Below are 26503 nucleotides of genomic sequence, written 5' to 3' on the forward strand. Positions count from 1 at the left end.
TCGATGGGTCCGGCCGCCGGTCGGCGAGCGGAGGTCCTGCGAACTTCCGTGACGCCAGCATGGCATCACAATGGCGCCAATGCAAGCCTCCTTGGCGCAAGCGTGGTGCCACTGGGCGTAATCCACGCCGCACAGCGCGTGCGCCCGCACCCCCGAACACCCACTGACCTGGAGATATACCTACGCAGATACGCCGGAAGCAGGGTGCGCCACGCGTGCCACGCAGGCACCGCCTGTGCGCCACGGAGGTGCCGGTCAGGGCAGCAGAGAGCCACGGTCGGCCGCCTCGCGGAGCGCGTGCCGGGCGGCCCGTACCGCGGGGCGACCACCACCGCCGCGGCGTACGACGGTGAAGATGCGGCGCGCGCCGAGCCCCGGCGGCAGGTCCCGCAGCGCGACCGTCGGCGTGGCGGGCGCCGCCGAGAAGGGGCCCGCGCCCCACACCAGGTCCGGCAGGAACGCGGCGGCGAGCCCCCGCTCGGCCAGGCGCAGATGGACGAGCAGGTCGGCGGACTCGTACCGCACGTCCGGTTCGAACCCGGCCTCGCGGCACACCGTCGTCGCCCAGCGCCGCGCGGCCGTGCCCTCGGGCTCCATGACCCAGGGACGCTCCGCGAGGGACCGCGGGTCCTGGTCGTCGACCGGGCCTGGCACGGCGAGCCGCAGCGGGTCCCGGCACAGCTCCTCCCGTTCGAGGACGTCGGAGCGCGGCCCCGCGCCGCCCGGGTACTCCTCCGCGACGACCAGGTCGAAGTCCCGGGCGAGCAGGGCCGGGAGAGCCGCCTCCGGCTCCAGCTGCGTGACGTGCACGCGCAGCCGCGGATGGGCCGCGCGCAGCGCGGCGAGGGCGGCCGGGACGAGCGCGAGGGCCGCGGTCTGGAAGGCGGCGACACGCAGGGTGCCGGTGAGTTCGGCGAGCGAGGCGGCGATGTCGGCCTCGGCCCGCTCCATGCGCTCCAGGAGCGCCTCGGTGTGGGCGACGAGGATCTCGGCCTGCGCGGTGAGCCGCACCCGCCGCCCGACCGGTTCGAGGAGCGGCACACCCACCTCCGCCTCCAGCTGGGCGAGCTGCTGGGAGACGGACGAGGGGCTGTACGAGAGTGCGGCGGCGACCGCGGCGAGGGTGCCGCGGTGCTTCAGCTCGCGCAGCAGACGCAGTCGGCGGAGGTCGTACACGTGCGGCCGCTCCAACCCTTCGGGATTCCCGACGAATATAGGTCGGAAAGATCCGCTGGACCGAAAGATCGGGTCGGCAGCAGGGTGGGGCACATGACCGAGACCTCCGCCTCCTCCCGTACGACGCCGTGGTTCGCGCACCCCGAAGCCCGCGCCTGGACCTGTGCGCCCGCCCCGGACGGCGTCCGCGCCTTCCACGCGTCGCTGCCCGGCTACGCGCCCACGCCGCTGACGGAACTGCCGTCCCTGGCAGCCGAGTTGGGTGTGGGCCGGGTCTTCGTGAAGGACGAGTCGGCGCGGCTCGGGCTGCCGGCGTTCAAGGTGCTCGGCACGTCCTGGGCCGTGCACCGGCTGCTCGCGGGCCGCCCGGCCGGGGAGCGCGTGGAGTTCGTGACCGCGACCGACGGCAACCACGGCCGCGCGGTGGCCCGCGAGGCGCGGCGCCTCGGCCACGGCGCCCACGTCTTCGTCTCGCAGGGCGTCCACCCCGGCGCGGCCGCCGCCATCGAGGGCGAGGGGGCGCGCGTCACCCGGGTCGACGGGGACTACGACCGGGCGGTGCGCGAGGCCGCCGCGACGGCGCGCGGCACCGCGCACGCGGTGCTCGTCCAGGACACGGCCTGGCCCGGCTACGAGGAGGTGCCCGCGCTGATCGTGCAGGGGTACGCCACGCTGTTCGCCGAGGTCGACGAGCAGCTCGCGGCCGCCGGGGCGGGGGCGCCCGGCCTGGTCGCGGTGCCCGTCGGCGTGGGCTCCCTCGCGCAGGCCGCCGTCACGCACTACCGCGGCCGCCCGGCCCCCGGCACCGGCACCGCGCTGCTCGCCGTCGAGCCGACCGCGGCGGCGCCCGCCCTGGCCAGCCTCGTCCGCGGCGAGCCCGTCACCGTGCCCACCCGCACCACGGCCATGGCGGGCCTGAACTGCGGCACCGTCTCCAGCCTCGCCTGGCCCCACCTCCGCGACGGCCTCGACGCGGCCACGGCCGTGCCGGACGCGGCGGCCGCGGCGGCACTGCGCGACCTGACCGCGCTCGGGGTCACGCCCGGCCCCTGCGGCGCCGCCGCCCTCGCGGGCGCCCGGGCCGCCCTCACCGGGCCCGGACGCCGGGCCGCGCTCGGGGTCACGCCGACCACGACGGTGGTGCTTCTCAGCACGGAGGGCCGGGAGGCCAACCCGCACGGCTGAGGCCCCTCCCCCACCCGCGCGGCTCACTCCTCGAGCAGCCGCCCCGCCAGCCTCTCGAGCCGGGCGTGCCACGCCGCCCGTGCCGCGGCCGGGTCCCCGGCACCGCGGTGGGTCAGCACGAGCCGGGCGCCGTACTCCGTGCCCCGGCCGAGGCGGATGCTCACCTCGCCGCCCCCGGCCACCTCGTACGTCACCGTCTCCGGCGCCCGGACCTCCGTGACCTCCCCGGCCAGGACGCCGTCCGCGACGATTCCCTCCGGTGCCTCGGAGCCCTTCAGGACCTCGTCGCCCTCGGTGAGCGCGGCCCAGACGGCGTCGGCGGGCCGCACCAGCTGGCGCTCGAAGCGGACGGTGCCGTCGGCCGTGACCTCGCCGCCGCCGAGGTCGAACTGCTCCAGGTACGCCTCGTGCAGCTCGCCCGTGTCGAGGACGCGGGCCGGCTCGGCGACGCCGTCCAGGTGCTCGCCGAGCGCGCTGACGCACAGGTGCCACCCGGCGGCGAAGCTGGGGGCGGCGAACCGGTCGTCGAAGGTGTGCGTGAGCGTGAGCAGCGAACCACCGGCCTCCGGGGCCACGCGCACCTCCGCCGGGAGCCGGTCCTTCAGGTGCCCGGGTCGGGTGAGGGCCGCCCGGACCTCCTCGGGCGGGTGGCCGATGCGGCGCTCCATCCGCAGCACGCTCCGCCCGTCGGGGGCCGTGGTCAGGGTGTCGGCACGGGGGCTCATGACGGTACGTCCTCCATCGCGGGGCCGAGGGCGGAGCAGGACGACTTCATGTCCCGCGGTAAATAGAACCATCTATCCAATGCCCGAACAGGAAGGGACACCCCGGCCCACCCCGGCCCGCCCCGGCTTCCACGCCCACGGCAGCTCCCTGCTGTGCACCACCGCGAGGCTCGACACCGCCCGTGTCAGGACCACGTACAGCCGGTGCGGTCCGCGCTCCTCCGCCTCCGCGATCGCGGCCGGTTCGACCGCCACCACGTGGTCGTACTCCAGGCCCTTGGCCATCGACGCGGGGACGACCGTGACGCGCGCGCCCAGCTCGTCCGGGCCCGCCGCCCCGATGCCCGCCCCGGCGAGCGCGGCGCGCAGCGCCTCCGTGGCGGCGTCGGCCGCGATGACGCCGATGGAGCCCTCGCGGGCGAGGGCTTCCCGCACCGCCGCCACGGCCCCGGCCACCGCGTCCGGCACCCGCAGGACCGCGAGGTCGCCGTCCCGGCGCAGGGAGCGCGCGGGCGGCACGTCGACGTCGAGCCCGGCGAGCAGGTCGTTGGCCAGCGTGACGATGGCCCGCGGGACGCGGAAGCCGGTGGTGAGCGGGGTGACCGCCGCGTCCGGCTTGCCGAGGTGGGCGAGGAGCGCGGGCCAGGCGCGGGCGGCCCACGGCGTGGTGCCCTGCGCGAGGTCGCCGAGGACGGTGACGGAGCCGAAGCCGACGCGGCGCGCGATCGCGCGGCACTCCATCGGCGAGAGGTCCTGCGCCTCGTCGACCACGATGTGGCCGTAGCCCTCGGGCCGCTCCATGAGGCCCGCGAGCTCGTCGAGGAGGACGAGGTCGGCGGCCGACCACTTCGCGGACTTGTACGAGCGCGGGGGCCGGGCCCACACGATCGCCCGCTGCTCCTCGGGCGCGAGGAGGCCGTCGGCGGCCCGCGCCAGCGCGTCCGCGTCGCCCAGGAGCGCGCAGAGGACCTCCTCGGGGCGAGCCTTGGGCCAGACCGCGTCGACGAAGGCGGAGACGGGCCGCGCCCGGGAGACCTTCTGCACCCAGGTGTTGCTCATCGGGCCCGCGCGCCGCTCGGCCTGGTCCTGGACGTGGCGGACGGCGCGGCTGCGGACGCGCTCGCGGCCGGTGTCGTAGGGCGGCTCCTCCGCGCGGACGTCGGCGACGATCCGTTCGAGGTCGGCGGCGGGGACCCGCCAGCGGTACGAGCCGTCCGGCAGCGCGAGGTCGGCCGCGACGGGCGTGACGCGCGCGTAGAGGGCGCGGCGCAGGACCTCCGCCATCCGGGGGTCGTGCTTGACGACCGCGGCCCGCTCGTCGTCGTACGCCGTGACGGGCTGCCGGGCGATCTCGTCCTGGACGGTGGACTGGCGCACCCCGGTCTCGCCGAGCGAGGGCAAGACCTCGGCGATGTACCGCAGAAAGGTGCGGTTGGGGCCGAGGATCAGCAGGCCGGAGCGGCGGACGCGCTGCGGGTGGGTGTAGAGGAGGTAGGCCGCGCGGTGCAGGCCGACGGCGGTCTTGCCGGTGCCGGGGGCGCCCTGCACGCACACGGACGTGGTGAGCGCGGCCCGGACGAGGTCGTCCTGCTCGGGCTGGATGGTGGCGGCGATGTCGCGCATCGGGCCGACGCGGGGCCGCTCGATCTCCCCGGCGACGATGCGGCTCGGCGCCGCGGCCTCGCCGGAGCCGGACGTCAGGTGCTCGTCCTCGAGTCCGGTGAGGTCGGCGGATTCGCCCTTGCTGCCGGGTGCCCAGCCGAAGCGGCGGCGGACCGCGACGCCCTGCGGGTCGCGGGCGCCCGCCTGGTAGAAGGCGCGCGACACGGGTGCCCGCCAGTCGACGACCAGCGGCGGCGCGGCCGGGTCCTCGGTGATGCGCAGCCGTCCGATGTGGTAGCGCTGGCCGCGGTGGTCGCCCGCCTCGGCCGCCTCGGGGTCGAAGTCGAGCCGTCCGAAGTACAGGGGCGCCTGCGGGAGTTCGCGCATCTCCTTGGCCTTGCCGCGCAGCCGGCGTCCGAGCACTTCGGCGTCGGCGCCGGACGCGGAGGCGTGCTCGCCGGTGATCACCTGCTCCTGGGCCCCGTCCACCATCGCGGCGAGGGCGGCGCGGCAGGTGTCGTGGTAGCCGCGCTCCCGTACGAGCTCTTCGTCGAGTGGTGTCATGCCGACGAGCGTAGCAAAAAACGTTACTCGGTTACATTTATTACTGAGGCTCATGCTGCGCTACGCTGGTGCCATGACCGGTACGACGGGCCTGCGGCAGCTCAAGAAGCGGCGCACGCGGCAGACGATCTCCGACACGGCGGTCGCGCTCTTCCTGGAGCGCGGCTTCGACAAGGTGTCGGTCGCGGAGGTGGCGGCCGCGGCGGAGGTCTCCAAACCGACGCTCTTCCGGTACTTCCCGGCCAAGGAGGACCTGGTCCTGCACCGGTTCGCCGACCACGAGGACGAGGCGGCGCGCGTGGTCACGGGCCGCGGCGCCCGCTCCCCGCTGACGGCGCTGCGCGACCACTTCCGGGCCGGACTCGACCGGCACGACCCGGTGACCGGCCTCAGCGACGACCCCCACGTGCTCGCCTTCCACCGGCTGCTCTACGGCACCCCGTCGCTGGTCGGCCGCCTGTACGCGTACCAGGAGCGGGCCGAGCGCGCCCTCGCGCACGCGCTCGACGACGCGGCGGGGCCCGGCGAGCCCTCCCTCGAAGCCCGCCTGGCCGCCGCCCAGATCCTGGCCGTGCAGCGAGTGCTCGCCCTGGAGAACTGGCGCCGCATCGCCGCGGGCGAGCCCGCGGCCGCCCTCCGCGCGGACGCGACGGCGGCCGCGAACGCGGCCTTCGAGCAGCTGCGTTCGGGCCTCAGGCGGTACGCGTAGGAAGCGGGCGGGCCAGGCCCCAGAGGGTGTCGAAGAGCAGGCCCCGGAGCCGGATCCGCTCACGGGCGACGGCGCCCGCGCCGGCGTGCCAGCGCGTCGGATCGCCGCCCCCGTCGACGAGCTGCTCCCGCCCGATCAGACAGAAGCCGGGGAACGGCGTGAGGTGCAGGGCGCGGAACTCCCCGTCGAGCCGGGCCTGTTCGCTCCGCGCGAGGGCGCGCCGCAGCGCCGCGACGTCCCGCGCGTGCCCGAGCACGCGGCGCAGCAGCGCCCGCCGCGCAGCCGCGTCGTCCTCGGCGCCCTCTCCCCCGCCGCCGCTCCGGCCCGGCAGGGGCACAGGGCGGGTGAAGTCCGGCACGATGACCCGCAGCGTGACGTGCGGCCGCGCCGTCAGCTCCGGCCTGCCCAGGCAGCACACCAGCGCCCGCACCACGTCCTCGCCGGTGAACGCGACGGCGTCGATACGGGTGTCCTGGTCGAGGGCCACGTCGAGGCAGTGCTCGAGCACGGCCGCGGCCCCTGCCGCTGTCGACGCGTACTGCCGCCCCGACGGCCGCAGTGATTCCTTCACGTCACGTCCCCTCCTCCTGTGACCAGGACCAGCGCTTGAGGGCGTCCATGGTGTCGGCGTACGACGGAGTGGGCCCGAGGTCCAGGGCGTGCCGGGCGGCGCCGAGGGCGGTGTGCACCCGCCCGGCCGCCCGTTCCAGGCCGCCTTCCGCCGCCGGCTCCGCCTCCAGCATCAGGGCCGCCCGGATGACGTCGGTGAAGACGGACTGGGCCCGCTTGTAGGCGAGCAGCCGCGGCAGGTCCCGGTGCCACCCGGCGCAGCTCCCGGGCCTGACCTCCGACACCGCGGCGCACCAGCGCCGGACGACCTCCCGCTCCTGCGCGGGGGCGTACCGCATGAGGTGCAGATGCGTGGCCAGGTCGTACAGGGGGTCGCCGACCATCGCGAGCTCCCAGTCGATCGTCCAGAGCTGGCCGCAGCGGTCGAGGACGAAGTTCTCCCGGTGCAGGTCGCCGTGGAGCAGACAGAAAGGGCGGCGCGTCAGCCCCGCCACCCGCTCGCGCAGCACGGCGAAGGAGTCCCGGCCGATCCCGAACTCCTTGAAGAGCGGGCCGAACCGGTCCTCGTTCTTCAGGTAGACGTGCTCCTCGGTGAAGAGGACGAGGCGCTCGATGAAGCCGTCGGTGTCCCCGTCCCGCGGCCGGTCCGCGGCGACGCACCGCCGCTCGGCCACCACGTCGTCGGGGCCCACGCCCGCGAGCTCGCCGAACAGGCCGACGATCTGGTCGATCACCCCGGCCGGGATGTCGGCGCCGCGCCCCGCGCCGGGTCCGGCGTCGAACTCCGCGGCGCCCCCGTCCTCCGGGCGCGCGCAGGAGCCGAGGGTGCGCCCCTCGATGAACCGCTGGAGCCGGAACGCGTCCTTCTGGATGACCTCGGGAATGCGCGTGACGCGCCCCGCGAGCCCGACGAGCAGCTCCTCCTCCGACCAGAAGCAGCGGCGGTCGAACCAGAGCAGGCCCGGGCGCGGCTCCCGGCACTTCCAGCGCCAGGTCACCCCCGAACCGTCCGGCAGCGGAAAGACGTACGTCTCGTGGTGATAGCCCCTGAGCGGCCCTTCGAGCGCGGCCAGGCCGCCGCTCGCGCGGGTGGCGCGGGCCCGGGCCGCGGAGGTCGACTCAGAGGGCATGGCACGTTTCTCCAAGGCTGGGAAACCGGTTCTTCCAGACGGGGAAACCGGTCCGTTGAAGACGGAACGAGAGGAGCGGAGCAAAAGTACCCCCTGAGTCCGGGCCTCCGGCGGCTCAACTGCCCAGAGTTGAAACGTTTTTCCGCCACCTCGGCGCGGGTCACCCCGGCGCCCCCAGGCCGTACACCACGTCGAGCACCGGCTTGAGCGAGGTCACGACCCGGTCGGCACCGGCCTCCCGCAGCAGCCCCTCCTTGCGGGCGTCGCGCGCGTACCCCAGGAAGTGCACCCCGGCGGCGCGGGCGGCGTGGAAGTCCGACGGGGTGTCGCCGATCATCAGCGAGCCCGCCGGGTCGGCGCCCATCGCGCTCAGGGCGCGCCTAACGCAGTACGGGTTCGGCTTGAGCAGCCGCAGGTCCTGCGTGCGCCCGTATATGTGCGGCGCGAAGCAGTCGATCAGGCCGCGCCCGGCGAGATAACGGATCGCGGCCCGGGGCGAGTTGTTCGTGGTGATGGCGAGCCGGGTGCCGATGGCCGACCAGGTGCGGATCAGCGCGTCGGCGTACTCCGTCGGCCAGGCCGAATCGACCGCCGTGAGCTCCTCGTGCGTGAGCCGCTCCTCCAGGTCGACGACGAGGTCGCTGCCGGGCCTGCGGCGGTCGACGGCGCGCAGCACGACCTGCGGATCGGGGTCGTTGCGCACCCCGTTGGTGAGCAGGCCGCGCAGCCCCCGCTCCTCCAGCCAGCGCACCTGCTCACGGGCCACCCCCACCGCCGAGTGCCGGGCGAACAGGCGGCAGATGGGGCCGTCGAAGTCGAAGAGCACGAAACGGGCGAGCTCGATCAGCTTCCGCAGGCCCTCGGTCGGATCACTCGTGTCAGAAGTCACCTAAGAGAGTGTTAGGTCCGTCGTGATCGTTTCCCAGAGTGCGTCGAACCACTTCTGAGATTCCTCCACGAAGCCCGTGTCACGCGGGTTGGTGCCGCCGGTGAAGGAGAACAGCGGCGTCTTGAGCCCGCCCGCGTCCCACAGCTCCAGGGTCTCGCCGCCGTCCGCGTCCAGCTCCACCCGGTCGCGCTCCAGCGTGTAGTACGCGAGGAGCGCCTCGGAGCCGTTGAGTACGTAGAGCTTCACCGGCGAGGTGAACGGCAGGGCCCGGAAGGTGACGCGGACGTCGATGCCGTGCGGCGCGTTGCGCAGCGTGAGCAGGTTGTGGCGCAGCACCTGCCCCTGCGCGTTGCGCTGCGCCAGCCAGCGCCGGTGCAGCCGCTCGCGGCCCGCGCCCTCCGCCTCCACCGGCACCGGGAAGGCCAGCTCGATGTCGCTGCTCGGCAGCAGGATGCGTACGTCGATGGAGCTCGGGCGCAGCAGGCCCGCGTGGATGTGGCGGATCGGCTCGCTGAGGGCGTTCATCAGGGTCTCCGCCGTGAACGAGACCGCGTCCACGCGCACGTGGGGCTGTCTGAACGCCTCCACCAGGCGCGGGGCGAGCGCCACCATGGACGGCTGCGGCTCCGGCGTCGCGGGGACGGCCGTCTCGGCCGGGGCCGCCACACGGGGCGGGCTGCCCTTGGTGACGTGGTTGATCAGGCCGTCGCGGTGCAGGCCGTGCAGGGCCTGGCGCACGGTGCCGCGCTCCACGCCGAACTCCTCGGCGAGACGGGCCTGGGTGGGCAGGCGGTCACCCGGTTTGAGGGTGCCGGTGCGGATGCGGTCCCGCAGCGCGTCGGCGATGTCCTGGGGCGAGGGCTTGCTCCTGCCGGTCACGGCACCGTTCTCCTTGGTCACGGCCAGACGATACAACTGCCCGCCATCTTTTGGGAGTTGGGGGCAAAGTTGTTTATGAACACCTGCCAAGTGGGGACAACTTCAATGAGTTGGTTGCCAACTCTCCCGAGATGGCAGAAGGGGGAACCACCATGCCCGCCATAGCTCTCCTCGCAGCCGTGCTCGCCGTCGTCGCCGAGCAGCTCGTGCAGTGGAAGTACGGAACCCTCGGCATCGTCGGACTGCTCCTGCTGACCGTGGGCGTCAAGGCGCGGAACACCACGTGCAGCTCCCTGGGCGCGCTCGTCCTCGCCCTGATGGTGACGGGGCCCGCCTTGTGAGGCGGGTCCCGCTAGGGGCCCGGGTTCAGTCTCAGATCCCGACTGATCGTGTTCCACAGGGCGTTGAACCACAGGTGCGACTGCTCCACGAAGGTGGTGTCCCGCAGGCCGTCCCCCTGCCGGAAGGGGAAGAGCATCGACTGCGTCCCCTGCGCGTCCCACATCTCCAGATACTCCTGGCCGATCTCCTCGCCGCGCTTGGTGAGGGTGTAGTACGCGAAGAGGGCCTCGGAGCCGTTGAGCAGATACAGCTTGACGGGCGGGGTGAACGGCAGGGCGCGGAACTCCACTTGTACGTCGATGCCGTGCGTGCCGCGCAGCGTGAGCAGATTGTGGCGCAGGACCTGCCCCTGCGCGTTCCGCTGGTCGAGCCAGCGGCGGTGCACGGGGCCGTCCGCGCCGCCGCCCCCCACCGGCGCCGGGAAGGCGAGGTCGATATCGCGGCTCGGCAGCAGTACGCGGACGTGGACCTTGGCCGGTTTCAGCCGCCCGGCGTGGATCTGCCGGAGCGGTTCGCCGATCGCCATCGTCAAGGAGATGGAGGTCAGGCACAGGGCGTCGATCTCCACGTGCGGCGCGTGGAACGCGGCGGCGATGCGCGGCGCGAGCCCCACCATCGTGGGCTGCGGACGCACCGCGTCGCGGCTCGGCGCGGCGGGCGTCGCGACCGTGGCCGGGCTGCCCTTCGACACATTGGCCAGCAGGTGTTCGCTCTGCAGGATGCGCAGGGCCTGGCGCACCGCGCCGCGCTCCACGCCGAACTCGGACGCCAGCTCCGCCTGCGTGGGCATGCGCTGCCCCGGCCGCAGCAGACCGGAGCGGATCCGGGCCCGCAGCTCGTCCGCCACGTCCCGGTGCGAGCGGTGCGGCGGCATGCCCGGCCTTTTGCGATCGTTGACGGAGGCTTGGTCCGTGCTCACAACCAAACCGTACAACTTCCCGCCATCTTTGGGGAGTTGTACGGTAGGTGGTTATAAGACGCGCCAGGACGGAGATAAGTCCAGTGGAGTTGGCGGCCAACTCGGGCGAACCTGGTCGCAACCACGGGAGGGTTGGCCGCCGACTCCACTCCCAGGTCGGGCTGACCGGGCTCTCATCCGGAGGGGAGCCGGGAGTTCGGTCAGCCGTTGAGCGGGGCGGGGGTGCCCCAGGCCGTGGGGGCGGCGGCACATGGGGCCCGCCACCCCCACGGCAACCCACCCCCACGGGGCTTTCCCACCGCTGCCGGGCGAGGAGTGAGGATGTCGCGACAGCGCGGTTGGGCGCGGCCGCAGGCGCGTCGTGGTCGGTCAGAAGGCCGCTCTGATGCCGCCCACCGGGGCGCCGCCGCCGTGTAGGGGGGCCTCTGCCAGGCGGGCCAGGAGAGGGGTCTCGACGCCCGCTCGGGTGAGGGCTCGGGACAGGACGGGCCCGAGCACCCTCGTGCTGCCGTCGTCGATCTTGAAGGCGAGGGCCCGGCCGTCCGCGAGGGCCACGGCCTGCACCGCCTCGGCCCCCATCTTGGACAGCGTCCCGGGCAGCTCCCGCATGAGCCACGTGTCCGGCCGCCGCGTGCCCGCCACGTACTCGGGGTGCGCCCGCATCGCGTCGGCCACGCGCCGCTCGGCCGTACCGGGCGCCGCCAGGACGAAGTGCCGGTAGGCGCGGGCCAGCCCCGTCAGGGAGATCGCCATCAGCGGCGCCCCGCACCCGTCCGTGCCGACGGCGGCCACCCGCTCCCCCGCCGCCTCCTCGATCACCTCGTGGACGAGGCGCTGGAGCGGATGCGCGGGATCCAGGTAGGTCTCCTTGTCCCAGCCGTTCAGGTCGCAGACCGCGAGCATCGCGGTGTGCTTGCCGGAGCAGTTCATGGTGACCCGGTCCCGCACGGCGCCCGCCGCCAGGTACGTCTCGGCCTCGACGGGGTCGAGCGGCAGGTCGGGCGGGCACTGGAGCTCGTCGGCGGTCAGCCCGTGCTCGGCGAGCATCTTCAGGACCAGATCCCGGTGAAACGTTTCTCCGGAGTGGCTCGCGGCAGCCAGCGCCAGCCGCTCGCCGGACAGGTCGAGGCCCGCGCGCAACACGGCGGCCGCCTGCATCGGCTTGTTCGTGGAGCGCGGGAAGACCGGCGCCGCGACGTCCCCGAGCGCCAGCTCGACCTCGCCGTCCGCCCCGAGCAGCACGAGGCTGCCCCGGTGTCGGCCCTCGACGAAGCCGGAACGTACGACTTCGGCGAGGACCGGCGGTATCAGGGGGGTGGCGGACGTCGGCGTCATCTTCGGCCTTCCGGGTGCGGGTGGTGCGACTGACCGGCCGCGCCCGGAGGGGTCACGCGAGCAGGTCGTCCACTTGTGCTTCGCCTTCACGGTACCTGCGCGCGATCTCCGCACTGCAATCGTCCGTGGTCCGCTGCATCTCCTGGCGCCGCCGCGACACCTGCTGCTCGTACCGCACGAGGCGGCCCATGGCCGTGTGCAGCTCGTCGTCCGTGCGGGCGGCCAGGTCGGAGAGCGCGACCTCGGAGAGCATGTCGGCGGCGAGCCGCCGGTACTCCTCGCTGTGCGGCGTGCCGAGCGTCACGTGCCGGGCCGAGGCGCGGCGGCGGGCCGGGCCGTCCGTGAGGATCTCCGGGAGCCGGTCCACGACGAGGGCCGCCGCCCGGTCCCCGCCCGGGGCGTCCGCGCCGCCGTCCTGGGTCGCCCCGGACCGGGACCGCGCGCGGCGCGCGGCCTCGGCGCGCAGGATGTCGATGCGCCCCTGGAGCAGCCGTCGTACGTAGCTCAGATCGGCCTCGTCCTGCTGCGTGGCCCTGCGCAGCTCGCGCAGGGCCGGCAGGCGCAGCGCGGTCAGGTCGTGGGCGGGCGCCTCGGGCAGGACGGGGCTGTCGGTGCGCTGTGCGGGCGGGCGCGGCACGGGTGTGCCGCCGAAGCCCGCGCCACCTGTCCCGCCTGTTCCGCCCGCCTGCCTCGCCCTGGGTGCGCTGGGCGTACTGGGTGTGCTCATGTGGCTCTACCGTCCCCTCAGCCGGCGCGGTACACCGCGTGTGAGCATGGTGCCACCCCTCGTGGCCACTCTGTGACCGAGTGGCCCCGATCAGCCCCGGATGGGGGGTTCTGGACCGGCGCACGGGCGGCGCGCGCGGGCAGGGCATGATGGCGGCATGCGTGCGGTGGTGCAGAGGGTGGACGGCGCGAGCGTCGTCGTGGACGGCGAGACGGTCGGCGAGATCTCGGGCGAGGGGCTGTGCGTGCTCGTCGGGGTCACGCACGACGACACCAAGGAGAAGGCCGCGCGCCTCGCCCGCAAGCTGTGGTCCCTGCGGGTGCTGCACGACGAGAAGTCCTGCTCGGACATCGACGCGCCGCTCCTGGTGATCAGCCAGTTCACCCTGTACGGGGACGCCCGCAAGGGCCGCAGGCCCACGTGGAACGCGGCCGCGCCCGGGGATGTGGCGGAGCCCCTGGTCGACGAGGTGGTGGCTCAGCTCCGTGGCCTGGGCGCGACGGTGGCCACGGGACGCTTCGGCGCGGCCATGCGGGTGGGGCTCACCAACGACGGGCCCTTCACCGTGCTCCTTGAAATGTGAGGGCTCCGCCCCCTTGGCCCCCCGTCGATCGGCGCTCCGCGCCTCGTCCTCAAACGCCGGACAGGCTGAAAGTCTCCGGTGCGGGCCGCAGACGAGATCCGGTCCGCACCGGCAACCATCCAGCCCGTCCGGCGTTTGAGGACGAGCGCGCCAGCGCGATGGAGGGGCGGGTGGGCGGGAGGGGAGCCTACGGCTCGACCACCGTTTCCTGGGCGGCGGCCGTCGTGCCCGCCATCAGCTCCGCGTCCACGGGCACGTTCCGCTTGACCAGGGCGAGCGCGATCGGCCCCAGCTCGTGATGGCGTACGGACGTCGTGATGAACCCCAGCTTCCGCCCGTCAGGGCCATCCGCGGCGAGGTGGATCGGCGTGCCGTGCGCCGGCAGGTGCACCTCGCTGCCGTCCAGGTGCAGGAAGACCAGGCGGCGCGGCGGCTTGCCCAGGTTCTGGACGCGGGCGACGGTCTCCTGGCCGCGGTAGCAGCCCTTCTGGAGGTGCACGGCGGTGCCGATCCAGCCCAGCTCGTGCGGGATGGTGCGGTGGTCGGTCTCGAAGGTGAGCCGGGGGAGGTGGTGCTCGACGCGCAGCGCCTCGTGGGCGAGGAGCCCGGCGGCTGGGCCGTGCGTCCCGGCGAAGGCGGGCAGCTCCGCACGCGGCAGGAAGGCGTCGCGGCCGTGCGCGGTCTCGCGTACGGCCACACCGTCGGGCAGGGCGGCGATCGACCCGGCGGGCAGGTGCACGACCGCGAAGTCCTCGGTGCGGTCGGCGACTTCGACGCGGTAGAAGAACTTCATGCTCTCCAGGTACGCGATCAGCGCTTCCTGGGTGCCGGGCTCGACGTGCGCCCACATCGTCTCGCCGTCGTCGACGAGGTAGAGGGCGTGCTCGATGTGCCCGTTGGCGGAGAGGATCAGCGCCTCGGTGGCCCGGCCCGCCGGGAGGTCGCTGACGTGCTGGGTGAGCAGCAGGTGCAGCCAGCTCAGCCGGTCGGCACCGGTCACGGTGACCACGCCGCGGTGCGAGAGGTCGACGAATCCGGTGCCGTCGGCGAGGGCGCGCTGCTCGCGGAACAGGTCGCCGTAGTGGGCCGCGACGCCTTCGTCCACGCCCTCGGCGGGGACGGCGCCGGGCAGGGACAGCAGGGGGCTCTTCATGTTCACAAAGACTACGACCCGCGCGGGCCCGTGTTTATTTCTCCCCCGGGCTCTCGCCGGAGGTCTTGCGCGAAGCCGCCCCCGTGGCCTCGTCGGAGTCGTCGCGGGCTGCGGCGGGGCCGTCCGTCGCGCACGTACCGCACCGGCCGAAGATCGCGAAGTGCTTCATGTCCGTGTCGAAGCCGAACGTCGCGCGCAGCTTCGCGGTGAAGTCGGCGGCGACCTCGACGTCGGCCTCGATGACCGCCGTGCAGTCCCGGCACACCAGGTGGATGTGGTGGTGGCGGTCCGCGAGGTGGTAGGTGGGCGCGCCGTGCCCGAGGTGGGCGTGGGAGACGAGACCCAGCTCCTCCAGGAGCTCCAGGGTGCGGTAGACGGTGGAGATGTTGACCCCCGACGCCGTCCTGCGGACCTCGCAGAGGATGTCGTCGGGGGTCGCGTGCTCCAGTTTGTCGACGGCTTCGAGCACCAGCTGGCGCTGCGGTGTCAGGCGGTAGCCGCGCTGCCGCAGGTCGCTCTTCCAGTCCGTCGTCGCGTCCGGGTCCGTGGTCACCACACCCCCGAGTCTAGGGACTACTTGAAGAAGGCGATGCCGTCGTCGGGCAGGTCGCCCAGGTTGCGGGCCATCTCCGCGACCTCTTCGGGGGACACGACCTTCTTGAGCTGAGCCGACATGTAGGGGCGCAGCGGCACCTCGGGGGTCTGCTTCTCGCCGACCCACATCAGGTCGCTCTTCACATAGCCGTAGAGGCGCTTGCCGCCGCTGTACGGGCCGGAGGCCGCGGTGCGGGCCACGGCGTCCGTGGCCAGGTCGATCTGCGGCTTCTGGTCGGCGAGCTCGCCGTACCAGACCTCGACGACGCCGTCCTGGCGGACCATGACGACCTCGACCTTGCGGTCCTTGTCGACGCGCCAGAAGCCGGACTCGGACTCCAGGGGCTCGGTCTTCTTGCCCTCGGCGTCGAGCACCCACGTGTGCGAGTGGTACTCGAGGAAGTCCCGCCCGTCGTGCGTGAAGGTGACCTCCTGGCCGAAGTTCGCCTTCGCGGAGCCGGGGAAGTCGGTGACGCCCGCGCCCTCCCAGGTGCCGAGGAGCCAGACGAGGGGGACGAGGTCGGGGTGCAGGTCGGACGGAATCTGGATCATGGGTTGCTCAGGAGTCTCTCGTGGGGGTCCCGGTGGGGGGTCAGCGCTGGCCCTGGTACAGCTTCTTCACGGCCAGACCGGTGAAGGCGAGAACGCCGACGCAGACCAGGACAAGGAGTGCGGAGAAGAAGGCCTCAAGCACGGGGTGCTCCTCGGTGAGCTGTGGTGAGCGGTATACAGAGCCAGGCTCCACTGTAGTGGGGCCGCGCGGCCGCTTCTCGGCGAGGTCCGCCGTACGCTGGACGTATGTACGCGCGACGGCGTCAGGTGTACTTCGCCATGATGGGCACGTGCCTGGCCCTGTTCGTCCTGGCCTGGGGCGTCGTACGGCTCTGGTCGGTCCCGGCCGCGGTCGGCATGTGCGTGGTGGCGATGGTGATCCCCCCGCTCGCGGCCATCGTGGCGAACCGCCGCGGCCCCGACGACCGCTGGTGGGACGACCCGTCCGGGGACCCCAGATCGGACGAGTGGTGGGACGAGCTAGACGGCAAGCGCCGGCCCTAGCGGGTGCCCAACGGTTGATCGGCCTTCGGCCTCGTCCTCAAACGCCGGACAGGCTGAATACCCACGGCCCGAGCCGGAGACTTCCAGCCCGTCCGGCGTTTGAGGACGAGGCGCGAAGCGCCGATAAACACCCGCACAGGCCGGACGGGCTGAGACGTGCCACTTGCGGCAGCTTCCAGCCCGTCCGGCGTTTGAGGACGAGGCGCGGAGCGCCGATGAGCGCCCGCACAGGCCGAAAGGCCGCACCCCGTGGCGTCCAACCCCTGGGATGCGGCCCCCGGCCGGTGAAGGGCTCAGACGGCGATGGCCACCTCGGCGAGCCCGCCCTTCTGCGCGACCACGGTGCGGTCGGCCGTGCCGCCCGGCACGAGGGCACGCACCGTCCACGTGCCCTCGGCCGCGTAGAAGCGGAACTGACCGGTCGCCGAGGTCGGCACCTCGGCGGTGAACTCGCCGGTCGAGTCGAGCAGCCGGACGTAGCCGGTCACCGGCTCGCCGTCGCGGGTCACCTGGCCCTGGATGGTGGTCTCACCGGACTTCGCCGTCGAGGCGTCGGGGCCGCCGGCCTTGGCTCCACACATGGGTACTCCTAGGAATGAGGGGGAAGGGGCGGCGGACTACTTGCCGGCGCCGAGCTCGATCGGCACACCCACGAGGGAGCCGTACTCGGTCCAGGAGCCGTCGTAGTTCTTGACGTTCTCGACGCCGAGCAGCTCGTGCAGCACGAACCAGGTCAGGGCCGAGCGCTCACCGATGCGGCAGTACGCGATGGTGTCCGTGGCCAGGTCGACGCCCTCTTCGGCGTACAGCGCCTTGAGCTCGTCGTCGGACTTGAAGGTGCCGTCGTCCTTGGCGTTCTTCGACCACGGGATGTTGCGGGCGCTGGGCACGTGGCCGGGGCGCTGCGACTGCTCCTGCGGCAGGTGGGCCGGGGCCAGCAGCTTGCCGGAGAACTCGTCGGGCGAGCGGACGTCGACCAGGTTCTGCGTGCCGATCGCGGCGACGACGTCGTCGCGGAAGGCGCGGATGGAGGAGTCCTGCGGCTTGGCCTTGTACGCGGTGGCCGGGCGGCTCGGGACCTGGGAGCCGTCGACCAGGTCGCGGGAGTCCAGCTCCCACTTCTTGCGGCCGCCGTCGAGGAGGCGCACGTCCTGGTGGCCGTAGAGCTTGAAGTACCAGAAGGCGTAGGACGCGAACCAGTTGTTGTTGCCGCCGTAGAGCACGACGGTGGAGTCGTTCGCGATGCCCTTGGCGGAGAGGAGCTTCTCGAAGCCCTCCTGGTCGATGAAGTCGCGGCGGACCGGGTCCTGGAGGTCCTTGGTCCAGTCGATCCGGATCGCGTTCTTGATGTGGTTCTTGTCGTACGCCGAGGTGTCCTCGTCCACCTCGACGAGGACGACCTTCGGGTCGTCGATGTGGGCCTCGACCCAGTCGGCGTCTACCAGGACGTCGCTGCGGCTCATGCGTTTCTCCTCCGGAGCAGGTGCGGCGAAGCTGAACGGTGAGGTGCGGTCACGCGGGTGCGGGGAGGCACGGGCGTACGGCACGTGATGGCCCTGACGGTGGTCAACGGGCCGGGGAGATACGGGAGTCGGGCATCCCGCTCAGAGAGCGCGACAGAGCATGGCGGCGACGCGGCACAGGTCCACTGCCCGCCGCTTCGTGAGGTCCGCCTGTCGGTGCATGGGTCCGATCGTAGGGACGACGGCACGACCGTGTCACCGGCATGTCGGATGGTGAGACGATTTCGTCCAGCATGTGAGCGGAGTGCCGCTTTCCGGCCGCCGCCGAGGGCGCGCCGCCCCGTCCCCGCCGGAGGACTGCACGCCCGCCATCTGAAGTACGGACATCCGCGTCTCGTACTACGGACAGCACGCGCGGCAAAACCGGCGCGCCGGACGAAACCGGAGGCCAGGGACCGGGGGGCCGGAGGCCGGAGCTCAGGACACCAGGTCCACGTTCTCGCCCTTCACCGCCACGTCCACCCCGTCCGGCGCGGCCTGCACCGTGTCGAGCTGGATGCCGCCGGGCAGGTCCGAGACCTTCTCCTGGAAGTCGGTGACGTCGCGGACCAGGCCCTCGGGCAGCGGCACGCTGACGCCGAGCACGTTCAGCTTGTCCGGGATCTTGTCGGCGTGCACGCGGATGGTGTCGCCCTCGACGCTGACCGTGCTCAGCACGTCCACGGGCTCGGGCAGCTTCGTGCCGCCCTTGCTGACCTCGACCGAGACCTTGATCTTGCCGTCGCCGCCGTCGGAGAGGCCGACCACCTCGCCCTTGGCGCCGAGGGGCAGTTCGACCGGCTCGGCCTTCGCGGTCTTGAGCAGCTCGTCGTAGGAGATCCGGGCGATCCCCGCGGCCCGGTCGGCGGTGGCAGAGCTGTAGTCGCTGGAGAAGTCGACGCCGTGCATGGTGGCGCTGAGGTCGGCGACGCGGATGGTGTCGCCGTCGGACTTGGCGTCGTAGTCCTTCATCGTGATCTCGACGTCGTCGAGCTTGCCGCCGAGGAACTGGGTCAGGAACGGGAAGCCCTTGATGGACACGTCCGGCGTGCTGCTGAGCCCCTCCTGGCTCTTGATCTTGTCGGCCGCCTCGCTCTCCGCGTACGAGACCGCGAAGCGGTCGGCCGCGACGAACAGGCCGCCGAGGACCACGACGACGATCAGGAGTATGCGTATCGCGCGCTTGCTCATGCCTGGATTCCCGTTCCCCCGCCTCAGAGTCAGTTGCCGCGAGCCTAAAGGACAGGTCCCCGGCGGGAGCGGCAGGGCGGGGACCTGTCGAACAGCTGTGACGATCGCCCCGCACCCGTACGAAGCGGACGCGCGCGGCCTGCGCGTCAGCCGATGGCACGCCCCAGGAGGTACACGGCGGGCGCCGCGGCGGCCAGCGGCAGCGCGACCCCGGCCGTGAAGTGGACGAACCGCGACGGGTAGTCGTAGCTGGCCACCCGGTGCCCCACGAGCGCGCACACACCGGCGGCGAGGCCGAGCAGCGCGCCCTTGGAGCCGAAGTCGGTGGGGCCGCCGACCGCGATGCCCGCACCGGCCGCCGCGAGCAGCGCCACCACCACGGACGCGGCCGTGGGCAGCGGCAGCGCGCGGGCGAGCACGGCCGCCGCGACCGCGATGCCGCCGACGGTCGCCGCCTCGTGCGCGGCGGCCAGGTGCCCGGCCGCGATGATCGTGAGCGCGCTGGAGGCGACGGTCGCCATCAGGCCGTACATCCGCTCGTCGGCGCCGGCGTGGCTGCGCAGCTGGAGCACGAGGACGAGCAGCACCCAGACGCCGAGGGTGCCCAGGATCGCGGCCGGGGCGTTGCCCTCGCCGGTGGCGAGCAGCGCGGCGTCGGCGACGAGCCCGCCGAGGAAGGCGAGCGCGATGCCCTGCCGGGCGGGCCACATGCCGTTGAGGCGGAACCAGCCCGCGGCCGTCACGGCCTGGAGGATCACCAGCGGTACGAGCAGCGCGTACTGCCCCATCGCCGCGCCCCCGGCGAGCAGCAGGCCGAGCACCGCCGTGAGCGCGGCGGGCTGCATCCCCGGCTCGATGATCGGTGACCGCCCCTCGGCCCGCGCCCGCTGGGCATCGGTGATCCGAGCGTTCCCGGTGGTGGTGGCGGGGCCGTAGGTGGGCGCGGGCTCCTCCGGCACCTCTGCGGGCGGCTCGTACCCGCCGCCCGCGCCGCCCGCGGGCTGCTGGTACGGGGCCTGGGCGTAGGAGGCCTCAGGAGCCGGGGCCCACTGGTCGGCGGACTGCTGCGGCAGGTACGCGGTCTCGGTGACGTCGGCGACAGGCATCGGCATCGGCTGGATCTGCGTCTCCCAGGTCTGCCCCTGCCACTGCTGGGTGTAGTCCTGGTGGTCCTGCTGCCCCGCGTAGGGGTCCTGGTACCCCCACTGCTGCTGGTACTGCGCATCGGCGTGCTGCGGCTGCGCCTGCGGCACCTGCTGCTGGTACGGGTCGTAGGGGTCGTACCCCTGCTGCCCCTGCTGCGCCTGGTACGGGTCGTACCCCTGGTGCGGCTGGTCGCTCAACGTCATCCTCCTGCGAACGGCGGGAGCACCTCGACCGTGCCGCCCTCGGCCAGACGTACCGTCTCATGGGCGCGCGTGCCCACGGGGTCGCCGTCGACGAGGAACGAGCAGCGGAGCAGGACGCGCTCCAGCTCCCCGGGGTGTCGCACGCGGGCCGCGCTCAGCGCGTCGGCCAGCGTGGCCTCCGCGTACGGCTCCTCGGCAAGGCCCGCGGCCGCCTTCGCCGCGGCCCAGTACCGGATCGTCCCGGCTGCCATGGTGCCCCTCCTGCCACTCGTCACTCGGCGGTTGCCGACGTCCATGATGCCGTGGCCCAGTCGGCGATCCGCCCCAGGAGCGCGTCGTCCGCCGCGTGCTCGGCGTGGCCCATGCCCGCTTCCAGCCACAGCTCGGCCGCGCCGGACGCGGCGGCCGCCAGCATCCGCGGATGGTCGACGGGGAAGTACGGGTCCCGGTCGCCGTGGACGATCAGGAGCGGCGTCGGCGCGAGCAGCGGCACCGCCTCCGTCGGCGACAGGGGCACCGGGTCCCACTCGCGCGGATGGATGCGGGTGCGTAGACCCAGGCGGCCCACGGCCCGGCCCGCGGGGCGGGTGACCAGCCAGTGCAGCCGCCGCATCGGCGCGGTGCCCCGGTAGAACCAGCGGGCGGGGGCACTGACCGCGACGACGGCGTCAACCCGCGCTTCCGTGCGCCCCCTGTGCAACGCCGCGTGGCGCAGGACCACGGAGCCGCCCATGGAGAAACCGACGGTCACCACGCGCGTGTGCCCGAGCGAGCGCGCCCAGGCGACGGCCGCCGCCACGTCGAGCACCTCGCGGTCGCCGACCGTGGAGCGTCCGCCGGAGGCCCCGTGCCCCCGGAACGAGAACGTGACCACGGCCGCACGCTGCGCGAACGCCCGCGCCGCCCGCCGCACGTGGGGTCGCGCCCGGTCCCCCGTGAAGCCGTGCGCCACCACGATCGCGGGCCCGCCGACCGGCCCCGGGCCCGGGTCGTACGCGGCGTCGAGGCGTACCCCGTCCGCGCTACGGAGCGTCGTACGCAGCGTTGCGCTCCGCTGAACGCGAGTGATCGGGGGCACAGAAGATCGCGCCGTCTGACCTGCCGGACCGGAACTCATGTGGGCTATTCTGCTGCGCAGAGGATCCGGGCAACGCAGCCCCCGGGTCCTTTCGTGCTTTCCGGGCCCGTTGGTACGGACCGCGCGCAACGCGGTCGGTAAACGTAGCCTCAAGACCGGCGAGCACGGACGCCTCCCCGGGCGCGGGAGGTGTAGCAACGTACGAAGCAGTGCCCCCACGTCCTCGCACGGGACCCGAGGAGGAACCGACGTAATGGGCGAGCGAAACGTGCACGGCAGTCAGCAGGCCCCGTCCCCCCAGGCAGGTGGGGCGCGATGAGTTCTCTGCTGCTCCTGACCAACGCCCTCCAGCCGTCGACGGAGGTGCTCCCCGCCCTCGGACTGCTCCTGCACAACGTGCGGGTGGCCCCCGCCGAGGGCCCGGCCCTCGTGGACACCCCCGGTGCCGACGTCATCCTGGTCGACGGGCGCCGCGACCTGCCGCAGGTCCGCAGCCTGTGCCAGCTCCTGCGCTCCACCGGACCCGGCTGTCCGCTGCTCCTCGTCGTGACCGAGGGCGGCCTCGCCGCCGTCACCGCGGACTGGGGCATCGACGACGTCCTCCTTGACACCGCGGGCCCGGCCGAGGTCGAGGCGCGGCTCCGCCTGGCCATGGGCCGCAAGGAGATCACCGCCGACGACTCCCCCATGGAGATCCGCAACGGCGATCTGTCCGTGGACGAGGCGACGTACAGCGCCAAGCTGAAGGGCCGGGTCCTCGACCTGACCTTCAAGGAGTTCGAGCTGATCAAGTACCTCGCGCAGCACCCGGGCCGGGTCTTCACCCGCGCCCAGCTGCTTCAGGAGGTCTGGGGCTACGACTACTTCGGCGGCACGCGCACGGTCGACGTGCACGTACGGCGGCTGCGGGCGAAGCTCGGCGTCGAGCACGAGTCGCTCATCGGCACCGTGCGCAACGTGGGCTACCGCTTCGTCGTCCCGGAGAAGCCGGAGCGGACGGAGAAGGCGGAGACGGCCGAGAGCAAGCGGACGCCCCCTTCGTCCGCTTCGTCACGGCGGGCGCCCGGGCCCGTGGCCCGGACGCCCGAGGAAGCCGCCGCACGGCCTGCTCAGGGCTGACTCCATCCGCGTAGACTGCGCGCGTGGCCAAGGTGACGCGGGACGATGTGGCGCGACTGGCGGGTACTTCGACCGCGGTCGTGAGCTACGTCATCAACAACGGACCCCGGCCGGTCGCCCCGGCCACGCGCGAGCGTGTCCTCGCCGCGATCAAGGAGCTGGGCTACCGCCCGGACCGGGTCGCCCAGGCCATGGCGTCCCGCCGCACGGACCTCATAGGCATGATCGTGCCGGACGCGCGCCAGCCGTTCTTCGCGGAGATGACGCACGCCGTGGAGCAGGCGGCGTCCGAGCGCGGAAAGATGGTCCTGGTCGGCAACTCCGACTACGTGGAAGAGCGCGAGACCCACTATCTGCGGGCCTTCCTCGGCATGCGGGTCTCCGGCCTGATCCTGGTCAGCCACGGTCTGACGGACCAGGCGGCGGCCGAGATCGACGCGTGGGACGCGCGCGTGGTGCTGCTGCACGAGCGGCCCGAGGCCATCGACGACGTGGCCGTGGTGACGGACGACGTGGGCGGCGCCCAGCTCGCCACCCGGCACCTCCTGGAGCACGGCCATGAGTACGTGGCCTGCGTCGGCGGCATGGCGGAGACCCCCACCGTCGGCGACCCGGTCTCCGACCACGTCGAGGGCTGGCGGCGCGCGATGCGCGAGGCGGGCCGGTCGACCGAGGGCCGCCTCTTCGAGGCGCCGTACAACCGCTACGACGCGTATCAGCTGGCGCTGGGCTTCCTGAGCGGCCCGGACCGGCCCACCGCGATCTTCTGCTCCACCGACGACCAGGCCATCGGCGTCCTGCGGGCCGCGCGCGAGCTGCGGATCGATGTGCCGGGCAAGCTGGCCGTCGCCGGTTTCGACGACGTGAAGGAGGCGGCGCTCACCGATCCGCCCCTCACGACGGTCGCTTCCGACCGCCCGGCGATGGCCCGCGCGGCCGTCGACCTGGTCCTCGACGACGGCCTGCGGGTCGCCGGGTCGCGGCGCGAGCGGCTGAGGGTCTTCCCTTCCCGCCTGGTGATACGCAGCTCCTGCGGCTGCGAGGGCTGACGCGGAGCCCCCGGCCGGGGGCGGCGCGAGCGCGGGTCAGACCAGCCAGAGCTGGCGGACCGACTTGCCGTCGCGGGACTTGAGCAGGACCTCGTTGCCACCGGCCGACTCTCGCTCCACGAGGTCCAGGAGCGCCACCGCTCGCCGGATGGTCTCGGTGATCGAGATGCCCTTCTGCTCCTTGTACCAGCGCAGCTTCGCGGCCGTCTCCGCGTTGATGTTCACGCTGAGGCGGGTGCTTTGTGTGTCTGCCGCCGTGGTGGGCGTCTCGGTCGTGTTGTCAGCAGGCATGCCAGTTCCCCTCAGATCCTCAGTAGGCAAAGATGTCGCGGGAGCTCCGGACACACGGCGGCCGGGCAGCTCTGTCCAGGGAATTCCCTGAACGCTCCCCGAGCGATCGCGGGCATCGGGGCCGACCCCGGTGCCGCGGATATGGGCGCTACCTCTCACAGGTCCGCGCCGGCGCACCCCGTGCGCCAGAAAGCCAGGTCAGCGCGTGCCGACGCCGGCGGTCCCACCGGCTCACGCGCTGGATCTCATGGGGCCGGTAAGCGGCCGGTCAAGCGACCCATGACTTGCTCCTCCCAGCCGTGCCCGTCGGAACGTGGCTTCCATGTTGCCCTCCCGCACACATCATGTCAAGCAAATCCGTACCCGATGCGCTTTCAGTACACTTCCAGTGTGCATCAAATCCACATCGAATGTGCGTCGGATGTTGAAATAGATCACATGCAATGTGCTAGCCTCGCTCAGGTGAAGCTTGGGGGTCCTGAGCTGTGGCACGGCTCCCTCGCCCACAGGGCGATCACCGGAGGGGGCACCACGGATGAATGAGCCGACACCTGCGCATGGGGCGCGCGGGAAGACCCGGCCCGTGGCCGTGCAGCTCTGCTGCGCGACGAAGGTGGGACACCTCACTCCCTACCGCGAATGGCACAACGAGCAGCAGCTCACCGAGGTGCCTGAACTCCCGGCCCCCTTCGGGGAGTTCATCGACACCGACGACGAAGACCCCGCCCTCGTCGGCGAAGTGCTGCTGCGCGAGGATGAACTGCCCCTGCCGGACGGCGAGATCTGCCGGATCGGCCCTCCTCTTCCGGTGGAGCCCTGCGTCGCGGGGGGCCAGGGGTGCCCCGCACACGAGTAACGCGCATCGAATGGCACGAGTCACGAGACGGCGGGCGGGGCCGACGGCAGGCGCCCCCGCCGTCGGCGCCGGACCCGACCCGACCCGGGAGGACGAGCAACCGTTGACGGACGCACCGACGTGGCGGCCGGGGCCGCCGGCACCCTGCTCGCCGCACACGGGAGGGCGCTGTGACCACCGGACCCGGTGACGACCTGAGTGAGACCGAACCGCCCTCGCGGGACGGGCTCGACCTCGGCTTCCTGCGCGAGCACATCCAGCCCGGCGGCCCCGGCGCCGAGGGCCCCGCGGCGGGGCCCGCCCTCATCGAGGACGAGCCGCCGTCGCCCGCGGGGCTCGACACCGAGAACTGGCTCAAGATCAGCAAACAGCGGCACATGAACGAGACCCGGCGCACGCTCGCCCTCGGGCTCTTCTGGCTCGTCTGCGTCCTGGCGGTGGTCCCCAGCCTCGCCCTGGTCTTCAGCCACTGGACGCACTTCAAGGCGGACAACTACCGCGAGCTGAGCCTCGTCTTCACCCCCGTGGTGGCCCTGGCCAGCGCGGCCTTCGGCTTCTTCTTCGCGAGCGACGAACGCCACCGCGACCTGTGAGCGGGGCCCGGCGCCGAAGCCCCGGCGCCGGGCCTTTATGTCGGGCAAACAGGGTTCTGCCGGGCTTCTCAGAGCGCGCTCAGAGGGCTCTCATCTACGGCCGTGATGCTCAGGTACATGACCGAGAGCTTCCGCCACAGCGGCGAGTACCACCAGCAGCAGGCCTCCCCTGGGCACCACGGCGGTACGCAGGGCGCGTACCCGCCCCCGCCCGCCTACGAGCCGGAGCCCGCCGGGGCGCCCGCGGCCGCGCACCGGCGCCGCGCCAAGGGGCCCGTCGCCCTCCTGGCCGCGGTCGCGCTGGCCGCCGCGGCCGTCGGCGGCGGCACCGCGTACGCCGTGCAGACCCTCACCGGCGACGACGGCGGGACCGGCGCGAGGAACGTCAACGGCACGAGCGTCTCCGCGGGCAGCAAGGGCACCGTCTCCGGCGTCGCCGCCGCCGTGACGCCGAGCACCGTCGAGATCAACGCCTCCGGCAACGCGGGCAAGTCCACCGGCTCCGGCGTGATCATCACGTCCGACGGCGAGATCGTCACCAACAACCACGTCGTCTCCGGCGCCACGTCGATCACCGTGCGGACCAGCGACGGCAAGACGTACCGGGCCAAGACGGTGGGCACGGACAGCAAGAAGGACCTCGCGCTCATCAAGCTGGAGGGCGCCTCGGGTCTGAAGGCCGCGAGCCTCGGCGACTCCGACAAGGTCCAGGTCGGCGACGAGGTCGTCGCGATCGGCTCGCCCGAGGGGCTGACCGGGACCGTCACCAGCGGCATCATCTCCGCGCTCGACCGGGACGTGACCGTGTCCGCGGACCCCGGCAAGGGCGGCGGCCAGGAGCAGCAGGGGCCCGGCGGCGGCTGGCCCTTCGAGTTCGGCGGCCAGGAGTTCAACGGCGACACGGGGTCGTCGAAGACGACGTACAAGGCGCTGCAGACCGACGCGTCGCTCAACCCCGGGAACTCCGGGGGTGCCCTCATCGACATGAACGGGAACATCGTCGGGATCAACTCCGCGATGTACGCGCCCAGTTCCGGCAGCGGTGGGGCCGGGGGGTCCGGCGACTCCGGCAGCGTCGGCCTCGGCTTCGCGATTCCCGTCAACACGGTGAAGGCGGACCTGGCGAAGCTGCGGGCGGGCGCGGACGGCTGAGCCCGCGTGGGACGCCCTGGAAGATCCAGCCCGTCCGGCGTTTGAGGACGAGGCGCGGAGCGCCGACAAACGGGGTACGGGGGCGGAGCCCCCGGATCGGGAAGGGGCGGGCCCGGGGCGCCCCGCGAGGGCCCGTGCGACGCTGATACTGGCCCCGACCACCCCGTACACCCCGAGGAAGACGA

The 26503-nt window shown here is 73.0% G+C and carries 31 protein-coding genes; 10 read left to right on the top strand and 21 right to left on the bottom strand.

The genetic code is table 11. The annotated features are described in order from the left end of the window. Positions 1-255 precede the first annotated feature (255 nt). Positions 256-1176 carry a LysR family transcriptional regulator gene (locus CP982_RS20210; RefSeq protein WP_150511837.1) on the bottom strand — a complete coding sequence of 307 codons (921 nt, stop codon included), beginning with the start codon at positions 1174-1176 and terminating at the stop codon, positions 256-258. Between the two features lie 93 nt (positions 1177-1269). Between CP982_RS20210 and CP982_RS20215 the strand changes: the two genes are divergently transcribed. After that, complete coding sequence (locus CP982_RS20215; RefSeq protein ID WP_150511838.1) at positions 1270-2361, top strand: pyridoxal-phosphate dependent enzyme; 1092 nt, start codon at positions 1270-1272, stop codon at positions 2359-2361. Between the two features lie 23 nt (positions 2362-2384). On the opposite strand, the gene CP982_RS20220 is transcribed toward CP982_RS20215, so the two are convergent. Both CP982_RS20220 and CP982_RS20225 read right to left on the bottom strand, forming a co-directional pair. Continuing rightward, positions 2385-3086: an SRPBCC family protein gene (locus tag CP982_RS20220; protein ID WP_150511839.1), complete on the bottom strand. Its 702-nt coding sequence runs from the start codon at positions 3084-3086 to the stop codon at positions 2385-2387. Positions 3087-3158: 72 nt separating this feature from the next. After that, a complete protein-coding gene (locus CP982_RS20225; protein WP_150511840.1) occupies positions 3159-5252 on the bottom strand; it encodes a HelD family protein in 2094 nt (697 codons plus the stop codon). A gap of 73 nt (positions 5253-5325) precedes the next feature. Here CP982_RS20225 and CP982_RS20230 point away from each other — a divergent pair, with 73 nt between their 5' ends. After that, positions 5326-5961, top strand: a complete 636-nt coding sequence (locus tag CP982_RS20230; protein ID WP_150511841.1) for a TetR/AcrR family transcriptional regulator — start codon at positions 5326-5328, stop codon at positions 5959-5961. Here the strand turns inward: CP982_RS20230 and CP982_RS20235 are convergent. The 4 genes from CP982_RS20235 to CP982_RS20250 form a co-directional block, all read right to left on the bottom strand. After that, positions 5945-6532 carry a hypothetical protein gene (locus CP982_RS20235; RefSeq protein ID WP_150511842.1) on the bottom strand — a complete coding sequence of 196 codons (588 nt, stop codon included), beginning with the start codon at positions 6530-6532 and terminating at the stop codon, positions 5945-5947. The genes CP982_RS20230 and CP982_RS20235 overlap by 17 nt on opposite strands. Position 6533: 1 nt before the next feature. Beyond that, positions 6534-7661, bottom strand: coding sequence for a phosphotransferase (locus CP982_RS20240; protein WP_150511843.1), 1128 nt, complete (start codon positions 7659-7661; stop codon positions 6534-6536). A gap of 160 nt (positions 7662-7821) precedes the next feature. After that, positions 7822-8550: an HAD family hydrolase gene (locus CP982_RS20245; RefSeq protein WP_229879528.1), complete on the bottom strand. Its 729-nt coding sequence runs from the start codon at positions 8548-8550 to the stop codon at positions 7822-7824. Further along, positions 8551-9456, bottom strand: coding sequence for a winged helix-turn-helix domain-containing protein (locus CP982_RS20250; RefSeq protein WP_150515595.1), 906 nt, complete (start codon positions 9454-9456; stop codon positions 8551-8553). A 125-nt stretch (positions 9457-9581) separates the two neighbouring features. Between CP982_RS20250 and CP982_RS20255 the strand changes: the two genes are divergently transcribed. Next, a complete protein-coding gene (locus CP982_RS20255; RefSeq protein ID WP_150511844.1) occupies positions 9582-9770 on the top strand; it encodes a hypothetical protein in 189 nt (62 codons plus the stop codon). A gap of 11 nt (positions 9771-9781) precedes the next feature. On the opposite strand, the gene CP982_RS20260 is transcribed toward CP982_RS20255, so the two are convergent. The 3 genes from CP982_RS20260 to CP982_RS20270 all read right to left on the bottom strand — a co-directional run bounded on the left by CP982_RS20260 (position 9782) and on the right by CP982_RS20270 (position 12752). Beyond that, positions 9782-10645: a GntR family transcriptional regulator gene (locus CP982_RS20260; RefSeq protein WP_170316651.1), complete on the bottom strand. Its 864-nt coding sequence runs from the start codon at positions 10643-10645 to the stop codon at positions 9782-9784. 414 nt (positions 10646-11059) lie between these two features. Next, entirely contained in the window at positions 11060-12025 is a 966-nt protein-coding gene (locus CP982_RS20265) for an asparaginase (protein ID WP_150511846.1), read from the bottom strand. A 52-nt stretch (positions 12026-12077) separates the two neighbouring features. After that, the gene (locus tag CP982_RS20270) at positions 12078-12752 is read right to left on the bottom strand and encodes an RsiG family protein (protein ID WP_260423037.1); all 675 of its coding nucleotides are present in this window, start codon (positions 12750-12752) and stop codon (positions 12078-12080) included. Between the two features lie 157 nt (positions 12753-12909). Here CP982_RS20270 and dtd point away from each other — a divergent pair, with 157 nt between their 5' ends. After that, positions 12910-13335 (top strand): D-aminoacyl-tRNA deacylase, encoded by a 426-nt coding sequence (gene dtd / locus CP982_RS20275; RefSeq protein ID WP_150511847.1) that lies wholly within the window; start codon positions 12910-12912, stop codon positions 13333-13335. A 187-nt stretch (positions 13336-13522) separates the two neighbouring features. Here dtd and ygfZ read toward each other — a convergent pair whose 3' ends face one another. From ygfZ to CP982_RS20290, 3 genes are read right to left on the bottom strand one after another with little or no spacing between them, the layout of a single operon-like run. Continuing rightward, on the bottom strand, positions 13523-14488 hold the full coding sequence (gene ygfZ, locus CP982_RS20280; protein WP_150511848.1) for a CAF17-like 4Fe-4S cluster assembly/insertion protein YgfZ: 966 nt from the start codon (positions 14486-14488) through the stop codon (positions 13523-13525). Between the two features lie 34 nt (positions 14489-14522). Continuing rightward, on the bottom strand, positions 14523-15044 hold the full coding sequence (locus tag CP982_RS20285; RefSeq protein WP_229879527.1) for a Fur family transcriptional regulator: 522 nt from the start codon (positions 15042-15044) through the stop codon (positions 14523-14525). Between the two features lie 17 nt (positions 15045-15061). Further along, on the bottom strand, positions 15062-15634 hold the full coding sequence (locus CP982_RS20290; protein WP_030686685.1) for a heme-binding beta-barrel domain-containing protein: 573 nt from the start codon (positions 15632-15634) through the stop codon (positions 15062-15064). A 246-nt stretch (positions 15635-15880) separates the two neighbouring features. Here CP982_RS20290 and CP982_RS20300 point away from each other — a divergent pair, with 246 nt between their 5' ends. Next, the gene (locus CP982_RS20300) at positions 15881-16138 is read left to right on the top strand and encodes a DUF3099 domain-containing protein (protein WP_150511849.1); all 258 of its coding nucleotides are present in this window, start codon (positions 15881-15883) and stop codon (positions 16136-16138) included. A gap of 293 nt (positions 16139-16431) precedes the next feature. Here the strand turns inward: CP982_RS20300 and CP982_RS20305 are convergent, their stop codons facing one another. The 7 genes from CP982_RS20305 to CP982_RS20330 all read right to left on the bottom strand — a co-directional run bounded on the left by CP982_RS20305 (position 16432) and on the right by CP982_RS20330 (position 21297). Beyond that, positions 16432-16719, bottom strand: coding sequence for a DUF1416 domain-containing protein (locus tag CP982_RS20305; protein WP_144004170.1), 288 nt, complete (start codon positions 16717-16719; stop codon positions 16432-16434). 36 nt (positions 16720-16755) lie between these two features. Continuing rightward, the gene (locus CP982_RS20310) at positions 16756-17601 is read right to left on the bottom strand and encodes a sulfurtransferase (RefSeq protein ID WP_150511850.1); all 846 of its coding nucleotides are present in this window, start codon (positions 17599-17601) and stop codon (positions 16756-16758) included. A 141-nt stretch (positions 17602-17742) separates the two neighbouring features. Continuing rightward, the gene (locus tag CP982_RS43235) at positions 17743-17823 is read right to left on the bottom strand and encodes a putative leader peptide (protein WP_361843195.1); all 81 of its coding nucleotides are present in this window, start codon (positions 17821-17823) and stop codon (positions 17743-17745) included. Between the two features lie 255 nt (positions 17824-18078). Further along, positions 18079-18831: an LmeA family phospholipid-binding protein gene (locus CP982_RS20315; protein WP_150511851.1), complete on the bottom strand. Its 753-nt coding sequence runs from the start codon at positions 18829-18831 to the stop codon at positions 18079-18081. Positions 18832-18977: 146 nt separating this feature from the next. Then, positions 18978-20174, bottom strand: coding sequence for a hypothetical protein (locus CP982_RS20320; protein WP_425329808.1), 1197 nt, complete (start codon positions 20172-20174; stop codon positions 18978-18980). A 2-nt stretch (positions 20175-20176) separates the two neighbouring features. After that, the gene (locus CP982_RS20325; protein ID WP_150511853.1) at positions 20177-20431 is read right to left on the bottom strand and encodes a MoaD/ThiS family protein; all 255 of its coding nucleotides are present in this window, start codon (positions 20429-20431) and stop codon (positions 20177-20179) included. 20 nt (positions 20432-20451) lie between these two features. Further along, positions 20452-21297: an alpha/beta hydrolase gene (locus CP982_RS20330; RefSeq protein ID WP_150511854.1), complete on the bottom strand. Its 846-nt coding sequence runs from the start codon at positions 21295-21297 to the stop codon at positions 20452-20454. A 276-nt stretch (positions 21298-21573) separates the two neighbouring features. Here CP982_RS20330 and CP982_RS20335 point away from each other — a divergent pair, with 276 nt between their 5' ends. Together CP982_RS20335 and CP982_RS20340 are read left to right on the top strand one after the other, a co-directional pair. Further along, complete coding sequence (locus tag CP982_RS20335) at positions 21574-22377, top strand: response regulator transcription factor (protein ID WP_150511855.1); 804 nt, start codon at positions 21574-21576, stop codon at positions 22375-22377. 23 nt (positions 22378-22400) lie between these two features. Next, a complete protein-coding gene (locus tag CP982_RS20340) occupies positions 22401-23426 on the top strand; it encodes a LacI family DNA-binding transcriptional regulator (protein WP_150511856.1) in 1026 nt (341 codons plus the stop codon). A gap of 36 nt (positions 23427-23462) precedes the next feature. Here the strand turns inward: CP982_RS20340 and CP982_RS20345 are convergent, their stop codons facing one another. Further along, on the bottom strand, positions 23463-23717 hold the full coding sequence (locus CP982_RS20345) for a ribbon-helix-helix domain-containing protein (RefSeq protein WP_150511857.1): 255 nt from the start codon (positions 23715-23717) through the stop codon (positions 23463-23465). A gap of 583 nt (positions 23718-24300) precedes the next feature. On the opposite strand from CP982_RS20345, the gene CP982_RS20350 reads away from it, so the two are divergent. The 3 genes from CP982_RS20350 (at position 24301) to CP982_RS20360 (ending at position 26318) form a co-directional block, all read left to right on the top strand. Further along, positions 24301-24573: a hypothetical protein gene (locus CP982_RS20350; RefSeq protein ID WP_150511858.1), complete on the top strand. Its 273-nt coding sequence runs from the start codon at positions 24301-24303 to the stop codon at positions 24571-24573. A gap of 170 nt (positions 24574-24743) precedes the next feature. Next, on the top strand, positions 24744-25166 hold the full coding sequence (locus CP982_RS20355) for a hypothetical protein (RefSeq protein WP_150511859.1): 423 nt from the start codon (positions 24744-24746) through the stop codon (positions 25164-25166). Between the two features lie 117 nt (positions 25167-25283). Further along, positions 25284-26318, top strand: coding sequence for a S1C family serine protease (locus tag CP982_RS20360; RefSeq protein ID WP_150511860.1), 1035 nt, complete (start codon positions 25284-25286; stop codon positions 26316-26318). Positions 26319-26503: the final 185 nt, after the last annotated feature.

The sequence above is a fragment of the Streptomyces spectabilis genome, from assembly GCF_008704795.1.
GTDB classification, from domain to species: Bacteria; Actinomycetota; Actinomycetes; order Streptomycetales; family Streptomycetaceae; genus Streptomyces; species Streptomyces spectabilis.